Here is a 19630-nt window from a genome sequence, read left to right as displayed (position 1 = left end):
GGTCTTTGCCCGGTCTTTACGAAACGGAGTCGTCTCGTATCGAAAGTCGCGCTACTCTGGTCCGGGGGTTACGAGACGTATGCGACTCGGAAATTCCCGCCAGTGTCACGCCACCACGGACGGGAACACCAATGACCACCGCAGCCGCGCCACCCCGCGTGCCGGAAGCAATCCACCGTCGGCGCTGGGCCATCCTGGGCACCCTGGTGCTCGCCCTGCTCGTCGTCGTGCTCGACAACTCGATCCTCAACGTCGCGATGAAGACCATCGCGTCCCCGGCGCCCACCGGTCTCGGCGCCAGCCAGAGCGACCTGGAATGGTCGATCAACTCGTACACCCTGGTCTTCGCCGGGCTGCTGTTCACCTCGGGCCTGCTCGGCGACCGCTTCGGCCGCAAGCGCGCGCTGCTGGCCGGCATGGTGGTCTTCGGCGTCGCCTCGCTGCTGTCCGCGCTGGCCGCCTCGCCGGGTGAACTCATCGGCTACCGCGCCCTGATGGGCGTCGGCGGCGCGCTGGCGATGCCCGCCACGCTCGCCATCATCATGAACGTCTTCGACCGTTCCGAGCAGCCCAAGGCGATCGGCATCTGGGCCGGCGCGGTCGGCCTGGCCATCGCGATCGGCCCGATCACCGGCGGCCTGCTGATCGAGCACTTCTGGTGGGGCTCGGTCTTCCTGATCAACGTCCCGATCGTGATCGTCGCCCTGGTCGCGATGGTGCTGCTGGTCCCCGAGTCCAAGGACCCGAAGCCGGGCCGACTCGACCCGGTCGGGGTGCTGCTCTCGATCATCGGCCTGGTCTCGCTGATCTACGGCATCATCAAGGGCGGCGAGCTGGCCGACTTCACCGCCGTCGGCGCCTGGGTGCCGATGCTGGTCGGCGTGGTGGCCCTGGCCGCCTTCGTCTGGTTCGAGAAGCACACCGCGCACCCCGCGCTGGACGTCACCTGGTTCCGCAACAAGGTGTTCAGCGCCTCCGTGGTCGTGGTCGGTGTGGTCTTCTTCGCGCTGATGGGCGTCTCCTTCTTCGGCGTCTTCTACATACAGAGCGTGCGCGGCTACAGCGCGCTCCAGGCCGGTCTGCTGATGCTGCCGCTGGCCGCCGCGCAGCTGCTGTTCGCCCCCCGCGCCCGGCTGGTGGTCGACCGCATCGGCATCCGCGCCACCTGCGCCGGCGGCATGGTGCTGATCGCCCTCGGCTTCCTCGGCTACCTGCTGCTGGATGTCACCACGCCGATCTGGGTCCTGATCGTGCTCGGCCTGCTGATGGGTTCGGGCATGGCGCACGTCATGCCGCCGGTCACCGTCGCGATCATGGCCTCGCTGCCGCGCGAGAAGGCCGGCGCCGGCTCGGCGATCAACAACACCTTCCGCCAGGTCGGCGGCTCGCTCGGGGTCGCCGTGCTCGGCGCGGTGCTCTCCACCGTCTACCGCGACGGCATGGCCGACAAGCTGGACCACCTGCCGACCGAGGCCCTGCGGGAGAAGGCCGGCGAGTCCCTGGAGGCCACCCGGGCCATCGCCGGGAAGCTCGGGCCGCAGGGCGCCGAGCTGATCGGTCCGGCCAACGACTCCTTCATCAACGCCATGCACGTGGTGGCCGGAATATCCGCCGGCGTCACCGCCGTCGGTGCCCTGCTGGCCTGGTTCCTGCTCCCTGGCCGGATCACCGGCGGCCCCGGCGGGGCCCCGGCCGCCGCCGAGCAGACGGCGGGCGGCTCCGGGCCGGCCCGGGAGACGGAGGCGGCGGGCGCCTGACCTGCGGTCGCTGGGCGAGAATGGGGCCCTGTCACTCCGGGTACGTCTGGGGCGGCAGGGCCACCGTCGGTGCCACGCGGCTACCGCCGGGCCCCGTCCACGGACGACAATCGGAAACGGAACGGCTCCGCGCGTCCGCGAACGCCCGGAACACGCAGAGAGAAGAGCGGGGATGAAGACGGACACCACGGCCGAGACGCCCTGTGCCGCCCCGCGCCGGGGCCGCCCGCGCAGTGAGGCGGCCGAGCAGGCGATCTTCACCGCGGTCGAGGAGCTGATGGCGGGCGGCACCACGCTGTCCGAGCTGACCATCGAGGGCATCGCCACCGCCGCCGGAGTCGGCAAGGCCACCATCTACCGGCGCTGGCCCAACAAGGAGGCCCTGCTGGTCGACATGGTCAGCCGGCTGGAGGCCCCGGTGCCCGATTCGACCGGCGACTCCGTCCGGGACGACCTGATCGCGATGATCGAGTACATGCGGATCCGCGGTCTGGCCAAGCGCTCCCGATGGGTGCTCAAGGCTGCCCTCGGCCAGATGCACAGCTGGCCCGAGCTGCACGCCGCCTACCGCGCCCGGGTGATCACGCCGCGCCGGCAGATGGCGCAGAAGGTGATCCGGCGCGGCATCGCCGAGGGGGCGCTCCGCTCCGACCTCGACGAGGAACTGCTCGGCGACCTGCTGCTGGGCCCGATCCTCGCCCGCAGCGTGCTCTGGGACGACTCCGACCTGGACGATCCAGGGCTGGCCGCCCGGATGATCGACGCCCTGCTCAGCGGGCTCGCCCCGCAGCCCGGGAGCCGTTAGGGCTCGTCCGCGGCCGTCGGGCGTGGCATGACTCACCAAACGGACCGCGCCGGAACCCGTCCGGCGGGCCCCGCGTCTGTCCCGACATAGGCTGAGCCGGGAATCCGATCAAACCGGCACCAGTCCGGCAGTCGTCCGCACCTCGCGCGGATCCGGCGTCGGACCGGCAGACGGCACGAACGACGGGAGCCACGGAATGGCGCAGGCGGACAGGGCGGACCGGCCTACGGCACCGGTGGCGGAGAACGGCGGGAGCGGCCCGGCCATCGCCGGGGGCCCTGGCATCAACGGGGTCGGCATCAACGGGTTCGGTGGCACCGGTGGCGGCACCGGCGGCTTCCTCGGGCTCCGGCACTGGGGCCGGGACGGCCGGGGGAGCACCACCTGGCGGCGCGGCCTGGTCATCGCCCTCCTCGCCGGGCTCGCCGCCGCCCTGCTGGCCTTCCACTCCGAGGTGCCCAACAGCGTCGGCAACCTCGGCAGTCTGCTGGAGACCTTCCTGCCCTGGCTGGGCCTGGCCGTCCCGGTGCTGCTGGTGCCCGCCCTGCTGCGGCGCTCAGCCACCGCCCTGCTCGCGCTGCTGCTGCCCGCGCTGATCTGGTTCAACCTGTTCGGCGGGCTGCTCAGCGACCGGAGCGGCGGCACCGGCGACTGGACGGTGGTCAGCCACAACGTGGCCGCCGCCAACACCGACCCGCAGGGCACCGTGAAGCTGCTCAACGACTCGGGCGCCCAGATCGTCGCCCTCCAGGAGCTCGCCGGAAAGCCGCTGCGCACCTACGAGAGCGGGCTGGCCGACACCTACCCGTACCACGTGGTGGAGGGCACGGTCGGCCTCTGGTCGAAGTACCCGATCGGCGACGTGTCCGTGGTGGACATCAGGATGGGCTGGACCAGGGCCTTCCGTGCCCAGGTCACCACCCCGCAGGGCCCGGTCGCGGTGTACGTCGCGCACCTGCCGTCGGTCCGGCTCAAGGCCGAGGGCGGCTTCACCGTCGACCAGCGGGACGTCAGCGCGCAGGCGCTCGGCGACGCGATCCAGGCCGAGCCGCTGAAGAAGGTGCTGCTGCTCGGCGACCTCAACGGCACCATGAACGACCGCAGCCTGGCGCCGGTCACCTCGCAGATGCGCTCGGCCCAGGGCGCCGCCGGGGACGGCTTCGGCTTCAGCTGGCCGGCCGGCTTCCCGATGGCCAGGATCGACCAGATCATGAGCAAGGGCGGCCTGCGGCCCACCGACTCCCGCACCCTGGGCCGGGACGGCAGCGACCACCTCGCGGTGGCCGCCACCTACCGGTACTAGCCGCGCCGCCAGCGGTTGGTGATCGGCAGCCGGCGGTCCCGGCCGAAGCCCTTGACGGAGATCTTCGGGCCCGGCGGGTACTGCCGGCGCTTGTACTCGGCGGTGTCGACCAGCCGTACCACCCGGTCCACCACCGCCGGGTCGAAGCCGGCCGCCACGATCGCGTCGCGGCCCTGGTCGCCCTCGACGTACAGGTCGAGCACGGTGTCCAGCAGGTCGTAGTCGGGCAGCGAGTCGCTGTCCACCTGGTCCGGCCGCAGTTCGGCGGACGGCGGCTTGCTGATGGTGTTCTCCGGGATCGGCGGCACCTCGCCGCGCCGCTCGGCCTCCTCGTTGCGCCAGCGGGCGAGCCGGAAGATCAGCGACTTGTAGACGTCCTTGATCGGCCCGTACGCGCCCACCGAGTCGCCGTACAGCGTGGAGTAGCCGACCGCCAGCTCGCTCTTGTTGCCGGGCGCGAGCACGATGTGCCCCTCCTGGTTGGAGATCGCCATCAGCAGGGTGCCGCGCAGCCGGGACTGCAGGTTCTCCTCGGCCAGCCCGGTCAGCTCGGTGGCCGCCAGGTAGGCGTCGAACATCGGGGCGATCGACACGGTCCGGAAGTGCAGCCCGGTCCGGCGGGCCAGCTCGGCGGCGTCGTCCCTGGAGTGCTGCGAGGAGTAGCGGCTCGGCATCGAGACGCAGTACACGTTCCCGGCGCCGATCGCGTCCACCGCGATGGCGGCCACCAGGGCCGAGTCGATGCCGCCGGAGAGGCCGATCAGCACCGACCGGAAGCCGTTCTTGGTGACGTACGCCCGGGTGCCGGCGACCAGCGCGGCCCAGATCTCCGCCTCGTCCGAGACCCGGGGCGCCACCTCGGCGGTCAGCGTCCCCCACCCTTCGGCCGGGGGGACCTTGATGGCCGGGGCCGGCCGGGGCTCGCCGGCCAGCTCGGTGCGGACCAGGTGCAGCCCGTCGCTGAGCAGCAGGCCGTCGGTCTGGTCGCTGCCGGAGGCCGGCAGGTCGAGGTCGAGGACCAGCAGGTGCTCCTCGAACTGGGGGGAGCGGGCCAGCACCTCGCCGTCCGCGCCGACCACGATCGAGTCGCCGTCGAAGACCAGCTCGTCCTGGCCGCCGACCATGTTGACGTACGCCAGCGGGCAGCCCGCCTCGGCGGCCCGGCGCCGGACCAGCTCCAGCCGGACGTCGTCCTTGTTCCGCTCGTACGGCGAGCCGTTGATCACCAGCAGCAGGCCGGCCCCGGCCTCGCGGGCGGCGGTGACCCGGCCGCCGTCCTGCCAGATGTCCTCGCAGATCGCCAGCGCCACGTCCACCCCGTGCAGCCGCAGCACCGGCAGCTGGTCGCCGGGGACGAACCAGCGGTACTCGTCGAACACGCCGTAGTTGGGCAGGTGGTGCTTGGCGAACCGGGTGGCCACCTCGCCCCGGTACAGCACCGCCGCGCAGTTCTGCGGCGACCCGGCGGGCCGGCCGAACCGCGGCGAGGCGTGCTCGGAGCGTCCGAGGTACCCGACCACCACCGGCACCTCGCCCAGGCCCTCGTCGGCCAGCCGCGCGGCCAGCCCGACCAGCGCCGAGCGGGACGCCTCGACGAACGAACGGCGCAGGGCGAGGTCCTCGACCGGGTACCCGGTCAGGGCCATCTCGGGGAAGGCGACCAGCTGGGCACCGGCGTCGGCGGCCTGCCTGGTCCAGCGCACCACCTCATCGCTGTTGCGGGCGATGTCACCGACCCACGGGTCGATCTGGCTCAGGGCGAGACGGAGATTGGGCATGGCTCCGAGTGTAATCGTCGATCTGACGCAATGTCTCCGCCGGGGGGTCACCACTGCCCTCCCGCGCGGTGATCGGACATGATGGGGGAAGCCGCTCCCGGGTGGCTTCCGGGCGTAACGCGAACGTAAAGAGCAGAGGTGAGACTGTCCCCATGGGCAAGCAGCAGGAGTTCGTGCTTCGTACGCTCGAGGAGCGTGACATCCGGTTCGTCCGGCTGTGGTTCACCGATGTACTGGGGTTCCTGAAGTCGGTCGCGGTGGCGCCGGCGGAGCTGGAGCAGGCCTTCGAGGAGGGCATCGGCTTCGACGGCTCGGCGATCGAGGGCTTCGCCCGGGTCTACGAGTCCGACATGATCGCCAAGCCGGACCCGACCACGTTCCAGATCCTGCCGTGGCGCTCGGAGACACCGGGGACCGCCCGGATGTTCTGCGACATCCTGATGCCGGACGGCTCGCCGTCCTTCGCCGACCCCCGGTTCGTGCTGAAGCGGACCCTGGAGAAGGCGTCCGCCCTCGGGTTCACCTTCTACACCCACCCCGAGATCGAGTTCTTCCTGCTGAAGAACCTGCCCGGCGACGGCACCGCGCCGATCCCCGCCGACCAGTCCGGCTACTTCGACCACACCCCGCGCGGGGTGGGCCACGACTTCCGCCGCCAGGCGATCACCATGCTGGAGTCGATGGGCATCTCGGTGGAGTTCTCCCACCACGAGGGCGCACCCGGCCAGCAGGAGATCGACCTGCGCTACGCCGACGCGCTCTCCACCGCGGACAACATCATGACCTTCCGCCTGGTCATGAAGGAGGTCGCACTGGAACAGGGCGTGCACGCCAGCTTCATGCCGAAGCCGTTCTCCGACCACCCGGGCTCCGGCATGCACACCCACCTCTCCCTCTTCGAGGGCGACCGCAACGCCTTCCACGAGTCCGGCGCCGAGTACCAGCTCTCCAAGGTCGGCCGGTCCTTCATCGCAGGCCTGCTGAAGTACGCCGCCGAGACGGCCGCCGTCACCAACCAGTGGGTGAACTCCTACAAGCGCATCTGGGGCGGCTCGCAGCGCACCGCCGGCGCCGGCGGCGAGGCCCCGTCGTACATCTGCTGGGGCCACAACAACCGCTCGGCCCTGATCCGGGTGCCGATGTACAAGCCCGGCAAGCAGGGCTCCACCCGGATCGAAGTCCGCTCGCTGGACACCGGCTGCAACCCCTACCTGGCCTACGCCGTCACCCTCGCCGCCGGCCTCAAGGGCATCGAGGAGGGCCTCGAACTCCCGCCCGGCGCCGACGACGACGTCTGGGCGCTCACCGACGCCGAGCGCCGCGCCCTGGGCATCCAGCCGATGCCGCAGAACCTCGGCGAGGCCATCGACCTGATGCAGCGCAGCGAACTCGTCGCCGAGACCCTCGGCGAGCACGTCTTCGACTTCTTCCTCCGCAACAAGCGCCAGGAGTGGGAGGAGTACCGCTCCGAGGTCACCCCGTTCGAGCTGCGCAAGAACCTCCAGGTGCTCTGAGCCCGGGACGGGCGGGCCGGGCCGGCCGGAGCCCGGACCGCCCGGCCCGGTGCCGTCGGCGGCACGGCGGGGCCGGGCCGCGTAACCTGCTGAAGCAGGTCGGAGCCGGGAGCCGGAGGGGCGATGACGGTGGAGGAGCAGCGGGCCGGGAGCCGGATCAGCCGGCCGGAGATCAGACTGGTCCGGCGCGGGTTCACCGATCCCGCGCAGGCCGTACGGCTGCTCGCCGGGCCGGGGCTGGAGGAGCTCGCCGACGACCCGCTGCTGCTGGACGCGCTCGGCGCCACCGCCGACCCGGACCTCGCGCTGCTCGGGCTGGCCCGGCTGCTGGAGGCCGCCGACGCCACCGACCGGCACACCCTGCGGGACACCCTCGCCACCTCCAAGCCGCTGCGCGACCGCCTGCTCGGCGTGCTCGGCGCGTCCACCGCGCTCGCCGACCACCTGGCCCGGCACCCGCACGACTGGCACGCCCTGGTCACCTTCGAGCTGCGCGACATGCACCCCGGTCCGGAGGACTTCCTGCGCGCGCTCCACCAGGGCGTCCGGGAGAACGAGGGCGGCAGCCCGGCGGACGCGCTGCGGATCGCCTACCGCCGCTGCCTGCTGGCCATCGCCGCCCGCGACCTCACCGGCACCACCGACCTCACCCAGACCGCCGCCGAACTCGCCGACCTGGCCGGCGCCACCCTGCAGACCGCCCTCGACATCGCCGCCGAGCAGGACCCGGACGCCGCCCGCGCCTGCCGGCTCGCCGTCATCGGCATGGGCAAGTGCGGCGGCCGGGAGCTCAACTACGTCTCCGACGTCGACGTCATCTTCGTCGCCGAAGCGCGCGAGGGCGTCGACGAGCAGGAGGCGGTGAAGGCCGCCACCCGGCTCGCCGCCGCCCTCACCCGGCTCTGCGCCGACACCACCGGCGAGGGCACCATCTGGCCGGTGGACGCCAACCTGCGCCCCGAGGGCCGCAACGGCCCGCTGGTCCGCACCCTGGCCAGCCACCTCGCGTACTACCAGCGCTGGGCCAAGACCTGGGAGTTCCAGGCCCTGCTCAAGGCGCGCCCGGTCGCCGGGGACGCCGAACTCGGCCTCGCCTACCTGACGGAGCTGGCCCCGCTGGTCTGGCAGGCCGCCGCCCGGGAGAACTTCGTGGCCGACGTGCAGCAGATGCGCCGCCGGGTGGTCGACTCCATCCCCGCCACCGAGCTGGACCGCCAGCTCAAGCTCGGCCCGGGCGGCCTGCGGGACGTCGAGTTCTCCGTCCAGCTGCTCCAGCTGGTCCACGGCCGCACCGACCCGGCGCTGCGCAGCGGCAACACCCTGGAGGCGCTGGCCGCGCTCTCCCGGGGCGGCTACGTCGGCCGGGCCGACGCCGCCTCGCTGGACGCCGCCTACCGCTTCCTGCGCTCGCTGGAACACCGCATCCAGCTGCACCGGCTGCGCCGCACCCATCTGATGCCCAAGGGCGAGGAGGATCTGCGCCGCCTCGCCCGCTCCCTCGCCCCGCTGATCAACGGCGACACCCGGACCGACCCGGTCGCCGCCCTGCAGCGCGAGTGGAAGCGGCACGCCGTCGAGGTCCGCCGGCTGCACGAGAAGCTGTTCTACCGCCCGCTGCTGGACGCCGTCGCCGAGCTCCCGCCCGGCGCCGCCGGCCTCACCCCGGACGCGGCCCGCGCCCGGCTGGAGGCGCTCGGCTACGCCGACCCGGCCGCCGCGCTGCGCCACCTCGCCGCGCTCGCCTCCGGCGTCAGCCGCAAGGCGGCCATCCAGCGGACCCTGCTGCCGGTCCTGCTCGGCTGGTTCGCCGACTCCGCCGACCCGGACGCCGGGCTGCTCAACTTCCGCCAGGTCTCCGACGCGCTCGGCCGCACCCCCTGGTACCTGCGGCTGCTGCGGGACGAGAGCGCCGCCGCCGAGCAGCTGGCCCGGGTCCTCTCGGCCGGCCGCCTCGCGCCCGACCTGCTGCTGCGCGCCCCCGAGGCGGTCGCCATGCTCGGCGACCGGCAGGGCCTGGTGCCGCGCGGGAGGCCCGCTCTCGAACAGGAGATACTGGCCGCCGTCGGCCGGGCCGGCACCACCGCCGGGGCGGTCGCCGCCGCCCGCTCGGTCCGGCGCCGCGAGCTGTTCCGCACCGCCGCCGCCGATGTCCTCGGCCGGTTCGGCGACGACCCCGGCGCGGCCCTGGACACCGTCGGCGAGGCGCTCACCGCGCTCAACGCGGCCACCCTGCAGGGCGCTCTGCGCGCCTGCGTGGCCGGCTGGGAGGCCCAGCACGGCGCCCTGCCGACCCGGATCTCGGTGATCGCGATGGGCCGGTTCGGCGGGCACGAGATGGGCTACGGCTCCGACGCGGACGTGCTCTTCGTCCACGAGCCGCTGCTCGGCTCCCTGGAGCACGACGCGGCCCGGGCCGCCCAGAGCATCTGCCACGAGCTGCGCACACTGCTCGGGGCACCGTCCACCGAGCCGCCGCTGCTGGTCGACGCCGACCTGCGCCCGGAGGGCCGCAACGGCCCGCTGGTGCGCACCCTCGCCTCGTACGCGGCGTACTACCGGCGCTGGTCGCACGCCTGGGAGAGCCAGGCGCTGCTGCGGGCCGAGCCGGCGGCCGGGGACGAGGCGCTGGGGGAGCGGTTCCGGCAGCTGATCGACCCGCTGCGCTACCCGGGCACCGGGGTGTCCGAGCGGGACCTGGTGGAGATCCGCCGGATCAAGGCGAGGATCGAGACCGAGCGGCTGCCGCGCGGCGCCGACCCGACCACCCACACCAAGATCGGCCGGGGCGGTCTGGCGGACGTGGAGTGGACGGTCCAGCTGCTCCAGCTCCAGCACGGGCACCGGGTACCGGCGCTGCGCACCACCCGGACCAGGGCGGCGCTGGCCGCGGCCGCCGGGGCGGGGCTGGTCGGGGCCGAGGACGCGGCGGTGCTGGACGCCGCCTGGGTGCTGGCCTCCCGGGTGCGCGGCGCGGTGATGCTGGTGCGCGGCCGGCCCGGCGACAGCTTCCCCGGGGACGCCCGCGAGCTGGCCGGGGTGGCCCGCTACCTCGGGTACGGGGCCGGGCACAGCGGCGAGCTGGTGGACGACTACCGGCGCACCACCCGGCGGGCCCGGGCGGTGGTGGAGCGGCTGTTCTACGGCTGAGGCGGCGCGGGCCGGGACGGGCCTCGCGAGGAGGCCGCCGGGACGGCGAAGGGCCCGCGGAGACGGATCTCCGCGGGCCCTTCGTACCGGGGCCAGGACCGGGGTCAGGACCGCCGGGCGCTCATGGCGGGCTCGCTCCACTGCTCCGGGACGGTGACCGGTGCCTCCACCGTCTCCCGGGCCGGTGCCCTGGGCAGCCGGTAGGGCCAGACGTGGTAGATCAGCCGGGCCGCGACGAAGCCGATCATGAGGCAGATCTCACCGCCGACGGCGTCCATCCAGAAGTGGTTGGCGGTCGAGACGATCACCACCAGGGTGGCGATCGGGTAGAGCAGGCCGAGGGCCCTGGCCCAGGACGCCCGGGCCAGGAAGAAGATCGTCAGACCGCACCACATCGACCACCCGATATGCATCGAGGGCATCGCCGCGAACTGGTTGGAGACGTGCTTGGCCGGTCCGGAGGCCATCGAGCCCCAGGTGTGGTGGACGGCGACGGTGTCGATGAAACCGCCGTCGGTCATCAGCCGGGGCGGCGCCAGCGGGAAGAAGAAGAAGCCGACCAGGGCGATGCCGGTGGTGACGAACAGCACCGTGCGGGCCGCGACGTAGCGGCCGGGGTGCCAGCGGTAGAGCCAGACCAGGACGCCGATCGTCACGACGAAGTGCAGCGTCGCGTAGTAGTAGTTCATCCCCACGATCAGCCACCCGACGCTGTCCACCGCGTGGTTGACCGAGCGCTCCACGGCGATGCCGAGGTTCTGCTCGAACTCCCAGATCCAGCCGGCGTGCTTCTGGGCGACCGTGGCCTGCTCGGGGACGGCGTTGCGGACCAGGGAGTAGATCCAGTAGCTGATCCCGATCAGTGCCAGCTCGAACCAGATCCGCGGGCGGGCCGGCGACCGGCGCTGCTCGCGGATGCGGCCGCGCAGCGCGGCCGTACGGGACTGGGGCGGTCGGGTGGCTCCGTCGGGAGTCCGGCCGGATGAGGCCTGGCCCGCTTCGGAACCGCCACCGCGCGCCGCACCGGCGCGCTCGGCGCCGCTCTGCTGGATCTCGGTCGGTTCCCCCATGGACGAGAAGTCTGCCAGACGTCCCGTAGCCGTCTGCTCATCCTCCGGAAGTGGATTCTTCACCAGCTGTCCCCCTTGAGGGCTAGGGGGCGGATCCCACCGGGGCGGGGGGTGCGATCGGGTCTGGTGCGAACCGGTGGGACGGGCATGCGTCCCATTGTCACGCCGACCGGATCGGACCGGGCAGTCGGGGGTCCGGACACGGCGCGAAAGGCCAGGTTTCCCAGCACGAAACGGTTTCAGCATCTTGCTGAAACATATTGCAGGCCGCTAGCGTCCTGGAAACTCGATCACCCCTTTCCCTCGCAAGGGAGCCCTCAGTGGCCGATGTCCCGCCCCGCCGCCGGCGGAGCACCACCCCGCACCGCAGACCCGGCCGGACGGCCGCGCTGCTCGCCGCCTCGCTGACCGCCGCCACCCTCGGCGGCACCCCCGCGGCCCTCGCCGCGGCCCCGCCCGGTCCGCCCTCGGACGCCGCGCTCGCCGCCACCGCCGGGCGGCACGACCTCACCCGGGAGCAGTTCTACTTCGTCCTGCCGGACCGCTTCGCCAACGGGGACCAGGGCAACGACACCGGAGGCATCGTCGGCGGCCGGCTGGAGAACGGCTTCGACCCCGCCGACAAGGGCTTCTACCACGGCGGCGACCTGGCCGGCCTGATCCAGCGGCTCGACTACATCCAGGACCTCGGGACCACCGCGATCTGGATGGCCCCGATCTTCAAGAACAAGCCGGTCCAGGGCGCCGGCGACCCCGGGGGAGCGTCGGCCGGCTACCACGGTTACTGGATCACCGACTTCACCCAGGTCGACCCGCACTTCGGCACCAACGACCAGCTCAAGGAGCTGATAGCCAAGGCGCACGCGCGGGGCATCAAGGTCTTCTTCGACGTCATCACCAACCACACCGCCGACGTCGTCGACTACCAGCAGAAGCAGTACGGCTACCGCTCCACCGGCGCCTACCCGGTGCTGGACACCGAGGGCAACCCGGTCGACGAGACCTCCGTCGCGGACCGGGGCGCCCCCTGGCCGAAGCTGACCAAGGACTCCTTCCCCTACTCCCCGGTCTTCCGCAACCCGGCCGACGCCACCGCCAAGACCCCGTCCTGGCTCAACGACCCCTCGCTCTACCACAACCGGGGCGACTCCACCTTCGTCGGCGAGTCCGCCACCGAGGGCGACTTCTCCGGCCTGGACGACCTCGACACCCAGAACCCCAAGGTGGTCAAGGGTTTCGAGAAGGTCTACCAGCAGTGGGTCGAGGACGCCGGCGTGGACGGCTTCCGGATCGACACCGTCAAGCACGTCAACATGGCCTTCTGGCAGCAGTGGGCGCCCGCGCTCAAGGACTTCGCCGCCAAGCAGGGCAACAAGAAGTTCTTCATGTTCGGCGAGGTCTACTCCGGCGACCCGGCGGTCACCTCGCCGTACGTCACCAAGGGGAAGCTCCAGGCCACGCTGGACTTCCCGTTCCAGAACGCCGCCCGCTCCTACGTCTCCCAGGGCGGCTCGGCGAAGAACCTCGCCGACGTCTACGGCCAGGACTACCGCTACACCACCGCCGACACCGACGCCTACGAGCTGCCGACCTTCCTCGGCAACCACGACATGGGCCGCTTCGGCTCCTTCCTGCAGAGCGACAACCCGGGCGCCGGCGAGGCGGCCCTGCTGAAGAAGGACCGGCTCGCCAACGAGCTGATGTTCCTCACCCGCGGCCAGCCCGTCGTCTACTACGGCGACGAACAGGGCTTCACCGGCGCGGGCGGCGACAAGGACGCCCGGCAGGACCTGTTCGCCTCCAGAACCCCCTCCTACAACAGCGACCGGGTGCTCGGCGGCACCGCGGGCTCCGCCGACCGCTACGGCCGGGGCGGCGAGCTGTACCAGGGCATCGCCGGCCTGGCCAAGCTGCGCCGCGACCACCCGGCGCTCGCCGACGGCGCCCAGATCGAGCGGTACGCCGCCGACGGCGCGGGCGTGTACGCCTTCTCCCGGATCGACGCGGGGCAGCAGGTCGAGTACCTGGTCGCGGTCAACAACGCCACCGAGGCGAAGACCGTCACCCTGGACACCTTCTCGGCCGGCCAGGGCTTCGACCGGATCTACCCGGCGGCGGGGGAGCGGCTGACCAGCGGCGCGGACCGCAAGGTCACCGTCACCGTCCCGGCGCTCTCCTCGGTCGTCCTCAAGGCGGCCGGGAGGATCGCCCCGGTCGCGGCGGCCCCGCGGCTCACCCTGGCACCTCCGGCCGACGGTTCCAGCGGCACCGTCACCATCGGGGCGGCGGCCGACGGCGGCGGCTTCGACCGGGTCACCTTCGCCGCGCAGGTCGGCACCGCGCCCTGGCAGGTGCTCGGCACCGCCGACAGCGGTTCGTCCGGCTCCGCCGGCGGCGGACTCTTCCGGGTCACCCAGGACCTGGGCGCCGTGCCGCCCGGCACCGTCGTCCGCTACAAGGCCGTCGTGCAGGACTCCAGCGGCCATCTGCGCTCCGCCACCGGCGCCTTCACCACCGGCGCCCCCGCGCCCACGCCGGTGCCCAGCGCCACCGCCCGCCCGTACGCCGTCGTGCACTACCAGCGCAAGAACGGCGACTACGACGGCTGGAACCTCTACGCCTGGGGCGACCTCGCCGAGGGCGAGGCCACCCAGTGGCCCGCCGGGCACGGGTTCACCGGCCGTGACGCGTACGGCGCCTTCGCGTACGTGAAGCTGCGCAGCGGTGCCTCGGACGTCGGCTTCGTCGTCGAGAAGGACGGCGTCAAGGACGTGGACGCCGACCGCCACCTCGATGTCGGCGCCACCGGCGAGATCTGGCTCAAGGAGGGCGACCCGACCGTCCGCACCGCCAACCCCGGCCCGGTCGACACCCAGCCCGCCGACACCGCCGTCATCCACTACAACCGGGCCGACGGCGACTACGACGGCTGGGGCCTGCACGACTGGACCGGCGCCGCCAAGCCCACCGACTGGGGCAACCCGCTGCTGCCGGTGCGCCGCGACGCCTTCGGCGCCGTCTTCGAGGTGCCGCTCGCCCCCGGCGCTACCAGCCTCAGCTACATCCTGCACCGGGGCAACGACAAGGACCTGCCGAACGACCAGTCGCTGGACCTCGCCGTCAACGGCCGCGAGGTCTGGATCCTCGGCGGCCGGGAGGGCTACCTGCTGCCGCAGAACGCCGCCGCCTCCGCGCAACTGGACCTCGGCTCCGCCAGGGCCCAGTGGATCGACGCCAGGACGGTGGTGGTGCCCGCCGGCTACGGCGCCAACGACGCCGCGCTGGCCGGCGGCACCAGCGCCCAGCTGGTGTACGACCCCGAGGGCGGCATCCGCGCGGAGCGGGGCGCGCTGACCAGGCCCGGCCGGTGGATCCGGCTGGAGCCCGCCGCGGGCGGTCTCACCGACGCGCAGAAGGCCAAGTACCCGCATCTGGCGGGCTACCGGGCCTTCACCGTGGACGCCCGCGACGCCGCCCGGGTCCCTGTCGCGCTCCGTGGCCAGCTGCTCTTCACCGAGCACCTGCCCAGCGGCGCGGTCCTGGCGGCCACCGGGGTGCAGATCCCCGGCGTCCTGGACGACCTGTACGCCCGCCGCACCGGCCGGGTCGACTTCGGCCCGGCGTACTACCACGGCAAGGTGGCGCTCTCGGTCTGGGCGCCGACCGCGCAGGAGGTCTCCGTCCAGCTCTTCGACAGCGCGGCCGGCGGTACCCCGAAGACGGTGCCGCTGAAGCTCGACGAGGAGACCGGGGTCTGGGAACTCGTCCGCGACAAGGCCGAACTGGACGGCAAGTACTACCTGTACCAGGTGAAGGTCTGGGCGCCGTCCGTCCAGCGGCTGGTGACCAACACCGTCACCGACCCGTACTCGGTGGCGCTCGCCGCCGACTCGAAGCGGAGTCTGGTCGCCGACCTCGCCGCCAGGGAGCTCAAGCCGCAGGGCTGGGAGAACCACGCCGTCCCGAAGGCCGTCCCGCCCGCGCGGCAGCAGATCCAGGAACTGCACGTCCGGGACTTCTCGGTGGAGGACACCACCGTGCCGGCCGGCGAGCGCGGCACCTACCTGGCCTTCACCGAGTCCGAGTCGGCGGGCATGCGGCACCTGCGCGAGCTCGCCAAGGCCGGGGTGACCACCGTCCACCTGCTGCCGACCTTCGACATCGCCACCATCCGGGAGAACCGGGCCGAGCAGAAGCTGCCGGCCTGCGACCTCGCGTCCCTCGCGGCGGACAGCGAGAAGCAGCAGGAGTGCGTGGCGGCCGTCGCCGCCGACGACGCCTACAACTGGGGCTACGACCCGCTGCACTACAACGTGCCGGAGGGCTCGTACGCGACCGACCCCGGGGGCACCGCCCGGACCGTGCAGTTCCGGCAGATGGTGCAGGCGATCCACGCGGCCGGACTGCGCGTGGTGCTGGACGTGGTCTACAACCACACCGCCGCGAGCGGGCAGGCCGAGCACTCGGTGCTGGACCGGGTGGTCCCCGGCTACTACCAGCGGCTCGACGCCAACGGCAAGGTCACCACGGACAGTTGCTGCGCCGACACCGCGCCCGAGCACGCCATGATGAACCGGCTGGTGGTGGACTCCGTCACCACCTGGGCCCGCGAGTACAAGGTGGACGGCTTCCGCTTCGACCTGATGGGCCTGGACCCGAAGTCCACCATGCTGGACGTGCAGGCCGCGCTGCGCGGGATGACGCCGGACTCGGACGGCGTCGACGGGAAGAACGTCTTCCTCTACGGCGAGGGCTGGAACTTCGGCGCGGTCGCGAACAACGCCCGCTTCGAGCAGGCCACCCAGCTGAACATGGCCGGCACCGGCATCGCCACCTTCGACGACCGGATCCGGGACGCGGCGCGCGGCGGCAACTTCCAGCTCTCCTCCGCCCCGCAGCAGGGCTTCGCCTCGGGCCTGTACACCGACCCGAACGGCTCGCCCGACAACGGGACCGCGGAGCAGCAGAAGGCCCGGCTGCTGCACCAGATGGACCAGCTGAAGGTGGCGCTCACCGGCAACCTGGCCGGCTACTCCTTCACCGACAGCTCCGGACGGGCCGTCACCGGCGCGGGCGTCGATTACAACGGCGCCCCGACCGGCTACGCGGCCAGGCCCGGCGAGTCGGTGGAGTACGTGGACGCGCACGACAACGCCGACCTGTTCGACGCGCTGGCGTACAAGCTCCCGGTGGGCACCGCGCCCGCCGACCGGGCCCGGATGCAGGCGCTCGCGCTGTCGCTGACCGCCCTGACCCAGGGCCTGGGCTTCGCCCAAGCCGGCAGCGACCTGCTGCGCTCCAAGTCGCTGGACGCCAACTCCTACGACTCGGGGGACTGGTTCAACGCCATCCACTGGGACCCGGCCCAGGGCAACGGCTGGGGCCGGGGCGTGCCGATGGCGGCCGACAACCAGGAGATGTGGCCGACCGCCAAGTCCCTGCTGGCCGACCCGAGGCTGACGGTGGGGGCCGCCGACATCCGGGCGGCCACCGCGCAGTACCAGCAGTTCCTGCGGATCAAGCAGTCCTCGCCGCTGTTCTCGCTGCCCACCCTCGCCGAGGTCCAGCGGCGGCTCTCCTACCCGCTCTCCGGCACGCCCGGCGAGACCCCCGGGGTGATCACCCTGCACCTGGACGGCACCGGGCTGAAGGGCGCGGAGAAGGGTGTCACCGTGGTGTTCAACGCCACGCCCACCGCGCAGGGCCAGACGGTGGCCGCCCTGAAGGGGACGGCCCAGGCCCTGCACCCGGTTCAGGCGGGCGGCGGTGACCAGGTGGTCGGCCGGTCCGGCTTCGACCCGGCGACCGGCACCTTCACCGTGCCGGGCCGCACCGTGGCGGTGTTCGTCCAGAGCTGACGGACGGCCGGCACCGGGCCCCGCGCCGCCACCTCGGCGGTGCGGGGCCCGGTGCGTTTCCGGACGGCCGGTGGCCGAAAGCGGCCGCTGGCACGGCCGGAAAGGCGAGGTGCCGCGCGACCCGGGCACCGCTGTCCAGTATCCGGACCCGGATCGGGCCCGGAGTGCTGGTCAGTGCCCGCCGGAAGTGATCGAACTCTTTCGGTGGTAATGAAACCCATGGTCGTAAGTTCCCGTACCCGTAACACAGTTGGCGGTTCGGTGGATGAACGGGCGGAGTTGCTAATCGGCCAATCCCTGGCATGCATCTGTCATTAACGGCTCGTTTGCTGCCACGATTCCTCCGGCTGCAGACGTGGGGGCCCCACCCCCGGTGCAGCTGTCCCAGGTCAGGTACAGCGCATCCCCCCCTGTAACTCACCTTCGCTCCGTCACCGCACCCGCGCCGCACACCGGCGGCGGGGGCCCCCACTGTGCCGCAACCCTGCGGCCAGGTTCTCTCCACCGGGCGCGCACCCCGCGCCGGTCGGAAAAGGAGTCCGCATGTCCCGCTACACCCAGGCCCGGAAGGCAGCGGTTGTCATGGCCGCAACCACCGCGCTGCTGGTGACCGGCATCCCGGTCATCGCGCAGGCGGCCACCCCCGACGTGCCGGCCGCCGGCCCGCAGTCGGTGGCGAACCGGGCGCAGCTGATCGCCACCGCGACCCAGCAGTCCGCCACCCTCGCCCAGACCCTGGGCCTGGGCAGCGAGGAGAAGCTGGTCACCAAGGACGTCGTCCAGGACGCGGACGGCACCCGTCACCTGCGCTACGAGCGCACCCTGAACGGCCTTCCGGTACTCGGCGGCGATCTGGTGGTGCACCAGAGCGCGAGCGGCGCGACCAAGGGCGTGGACCGGGCGAGCACCGCCGCGCTGACCGGCGTGAGCACCTCGCCGAAGCTGGCCGCGCCCACGGCGCAGTCCGCCGCGCTGGCCGCCGAGTCGGGCTCCGCACTGGACACCGCGCCCCGTCTGGTCGTGTGGGCCGCCGGTGAAAGCCCGCGACTGGCCTGGGAGACCGTGGTCTCCTCCATCGGGTCCGACGGTACCCCGAGCAAGCTGCACGTGGTCACCGACGCCACCACCGGCCAGGTCATCCAGAAGTTCGAGGGCATCCAGACCGGCACCGGCAAGGGCGTCTTCGTCGGCAACGTCAACATCGGTACCACACAGTCGGGTTCGACCTACCAGCTGAAGGACGCCACCCGCGGTGGGATGTACACCACCAACCTGAACCACGGGACGTCCGGCACCGGAACCCTCTACAGCAAGTCCACCGACAGCTGGGGCGACGGCACCGCCGCCAACGGCGAGTCGGCCGCGGTCGACGCCCACTACGGTGTCGCGGCCACCTGGGACTACTACAAGAACACCTTCGGCCGCAACGGCATCCGCAACGACGGGGTCGGCGCCTACAGCCGCGTCCACTACGGCAACAACTACGTGAACGCCTTCTGGGACGACTCCTGCTTCTGCATGACCTACGGCGACGGCTCCGGGAACACCCACCCGCTGACCGAACTCGACGTCGCGGGCCACGAGATGAGCCACGGCGTCACCGCGGCCACCGCCAACCTCAACTACTCGGGCGAGTCCGGCGGCCTCAACGAGGCCACCTCGGACATCATGGGCACGATGGTGGAGTTCTCCGCCAACATCCCCACCGACAACCCCGACTACCTGATCGGCGAGCTGATCGACATCAACGGGGACGGCACGCCGCTCCGTTACATGGACAAGCCCTCCAAGGACGGCGCCTCGGCCGACTACTGGTCCTCCACAGTCGGCAACAAGGACGTCCACTACTCCTCGGGCGTCGCCAACCACTTCTTCTACCTGCTCTCCGAGGGCAGCGGCGCCAAGGTCATCAACGGCGTCAGCTACAACTCGCCGACCCAGGGGAACATCACCGTCACCGGCATCGGCCGGGACAAGGCGGCGGCGGTCTGGTACCGCGCGCTCACCGTCTACATGACCTCCACCACCAACTACGCTGCGGCGCGCACCGCGACGCTCAGCGCGGCCACCGACCTGTACGGCGCGAGCAGCGCCGAGTACAACGCGGTCGCCACCGCCTGGGCGGGCGTCAACGTCGGCTCCGTGCCCAGCGGCGGCGTCACCGTCACCAACCCGGGCAACCAGTCCACCGCGCTGAACGGCTCGGCCAACCTGCAGATCACGGCCACCGGTGGCACCGCGCCGCTCGGCTACTCGGCCACCGGGCTGCCGACCGGCCTGTCGATCAACGCCTCGACCGGCAAGATCACCGGCACCGCCACCGCCGCCGGCACCTACAACGTGACCGTCACCGCCAAGGACGCCGCCAACAAGACCGGCTCCACCAGCTTCACCTGGA

General features: G+C 72.2%; 9 protein-coding genes. 7 read left to right on the top strand and 2 right to left on the bottom strand.

All coding sequences use genetic code 11. The features are described 5' to 3' along the window. Nucleotides 1–131 precede the first annotated feature (131 nt). The 3 genes from AB0P06_RS22485 to AB0P06_RS22475 all read left to right on the top strand — a co-directional run bounded on the left by AB0P06_RS22485 (nucleotide 132) and on the right by AB0P06_RS22475 (nucleotide 3865). Entirely contained in the window at nucleotides 132–1757 is a 1626-nt protein-coding gene (locus tag AB0P06_RS22485) for an MFS transporter (protein WP_363609979.1), read from the top strand. A 172-nt stretch (nucleotides 1758–1929) separates the two neighbouring features. Continuing rightward, nucleotides 1930–2562: a TetR/AcrR family transcriptional regulator gene (locus AB0P06_RS22480; protein ID WP_363609977.1), complete on the top strand. Its 633-nt coding sequence runs from the start codon at nucleotides 1930–1932 to the stop codon at nucleotides 2560–2562. Between the two features lie 196 nt (nucleotides 2563–2758). Next, on the top strand, nucleotides 2759–3865 hold the full coding sequence (locus AB0P06_RS22475; RefSeq protein ID WP_363609975.1) for an endonuclease/exonuclease/phosphatase family protein: 1107 nt from the start codon (nucleotides 2759–2761) through the stop codon (nucleotides 3863–3865). Here the strand turns inward: AB0P06_RS22475 and AB0P06_RS22470 are convergent. Beyond that, complete coding sequence (locus tag AB0P06_RS22470) at nucleotides 3862–5643, bottom strand: NAD+ synthase (protein WP_363609973.1); 1782 nt, start codon at nucleotides 5641–5643, stop codon at nucleotides 3862–3864. The two genes, AB0P06_RS22475 and AB0P06_RS22470, sit on opposite strands and share 4 nt — an antisense overlap. 152 nt (nucleotides 5644–5795) lie before the next feature. On the opposite strand from AB0P06_RS22470, the gene AB0P06_RS22465 reads away from it, so the two are divergent. Both AB0P06_RS22465 and AB0P06_RS22460 read left to right on the top strand, forming a co-directional pair. Continuing rightward, nucleotides 5796–7157, top strand: a complete 1362-nt coding sequence (locus AB0P06_RS22465) for a glutamine synthetase family protein (protein WP_363609971.1) — start codon at nucleotides 5796–5798, stop codon at nucleotides 7155–7157. Nucleotides 7158–7280: 123 nt separating this feature from the next. Then, the gene (locus AB0P06_RS22460; RefSeq protein ID WP_363609969.1) at nucleotides 7281–10304 is read left to right on the top strand and encodes a bifunctional [glutamine synthetase] adenylyltransferase/[glutamine synthetase]-adenylyl-L-tyrosine phosphorylase; all 3024 of its coding nucleotides are present in this window, start codon (nucleotides 7281–7283) and stop codon (nucleotides 10302–10304) included. Nucleotides 10305–10408: 104 nt separating this feature from the next. On the opposite strand, the gene AB0P06_RS22455 is transcribed toward AB0P06_RS22460, so the two are convergent. Continuing rightward, nucleotides 10409–11374, bottom strand: a complete 966-nt coding sequence (locus AB0P06_RS22455) for a phosphatase PAP2 family protein (RefSeq protein WP_363609967.1) — start codon at nucleotides 11372–11374, stop codon at nucleotides 10409–10411. Nucleotides 11375–11694: 320 nt separating this feature from the next. Here AB0P06_RS22455 and pulA point away from each other — a divergent pair, with 320 nt between their 5' ends. Further along, nucleotides 11695–17232, top strand: coding sequence for a pullulanase-type alpha-1,6-glucosidase (gene pulA, locus AB0P06_RS22450; RefSeq protein WP_363609965.1), 5538 nt, complete (start codon nucleotides 11695–11697; stop codon nucleotides 17230–17232). 543 nt (nucleotides 17233–17775) lie between these two features. Continuing rightward, nucleotides 17776–19630, top strand: a 1855-nt coding sequence (locus tag AB0P06_RS22445; protein WP_363609963.1) for a M4 family metallopeptidase, incomplete at its 3' end; no start/stop codon positions are given.

It is taken from the genome of Kitasatospora sp. NPDC088351, from assembly GCF_040685575.1.
Taxonomy (GTDB): domain Bacteria; phylum Actinomycetota; class Actinomycetes; order Streptomycetales; family Streptomycetaceae; genus Kitasatospora.
This window is presented reverse-complemented; position numbering and strand designations above follow the sequence as displayed.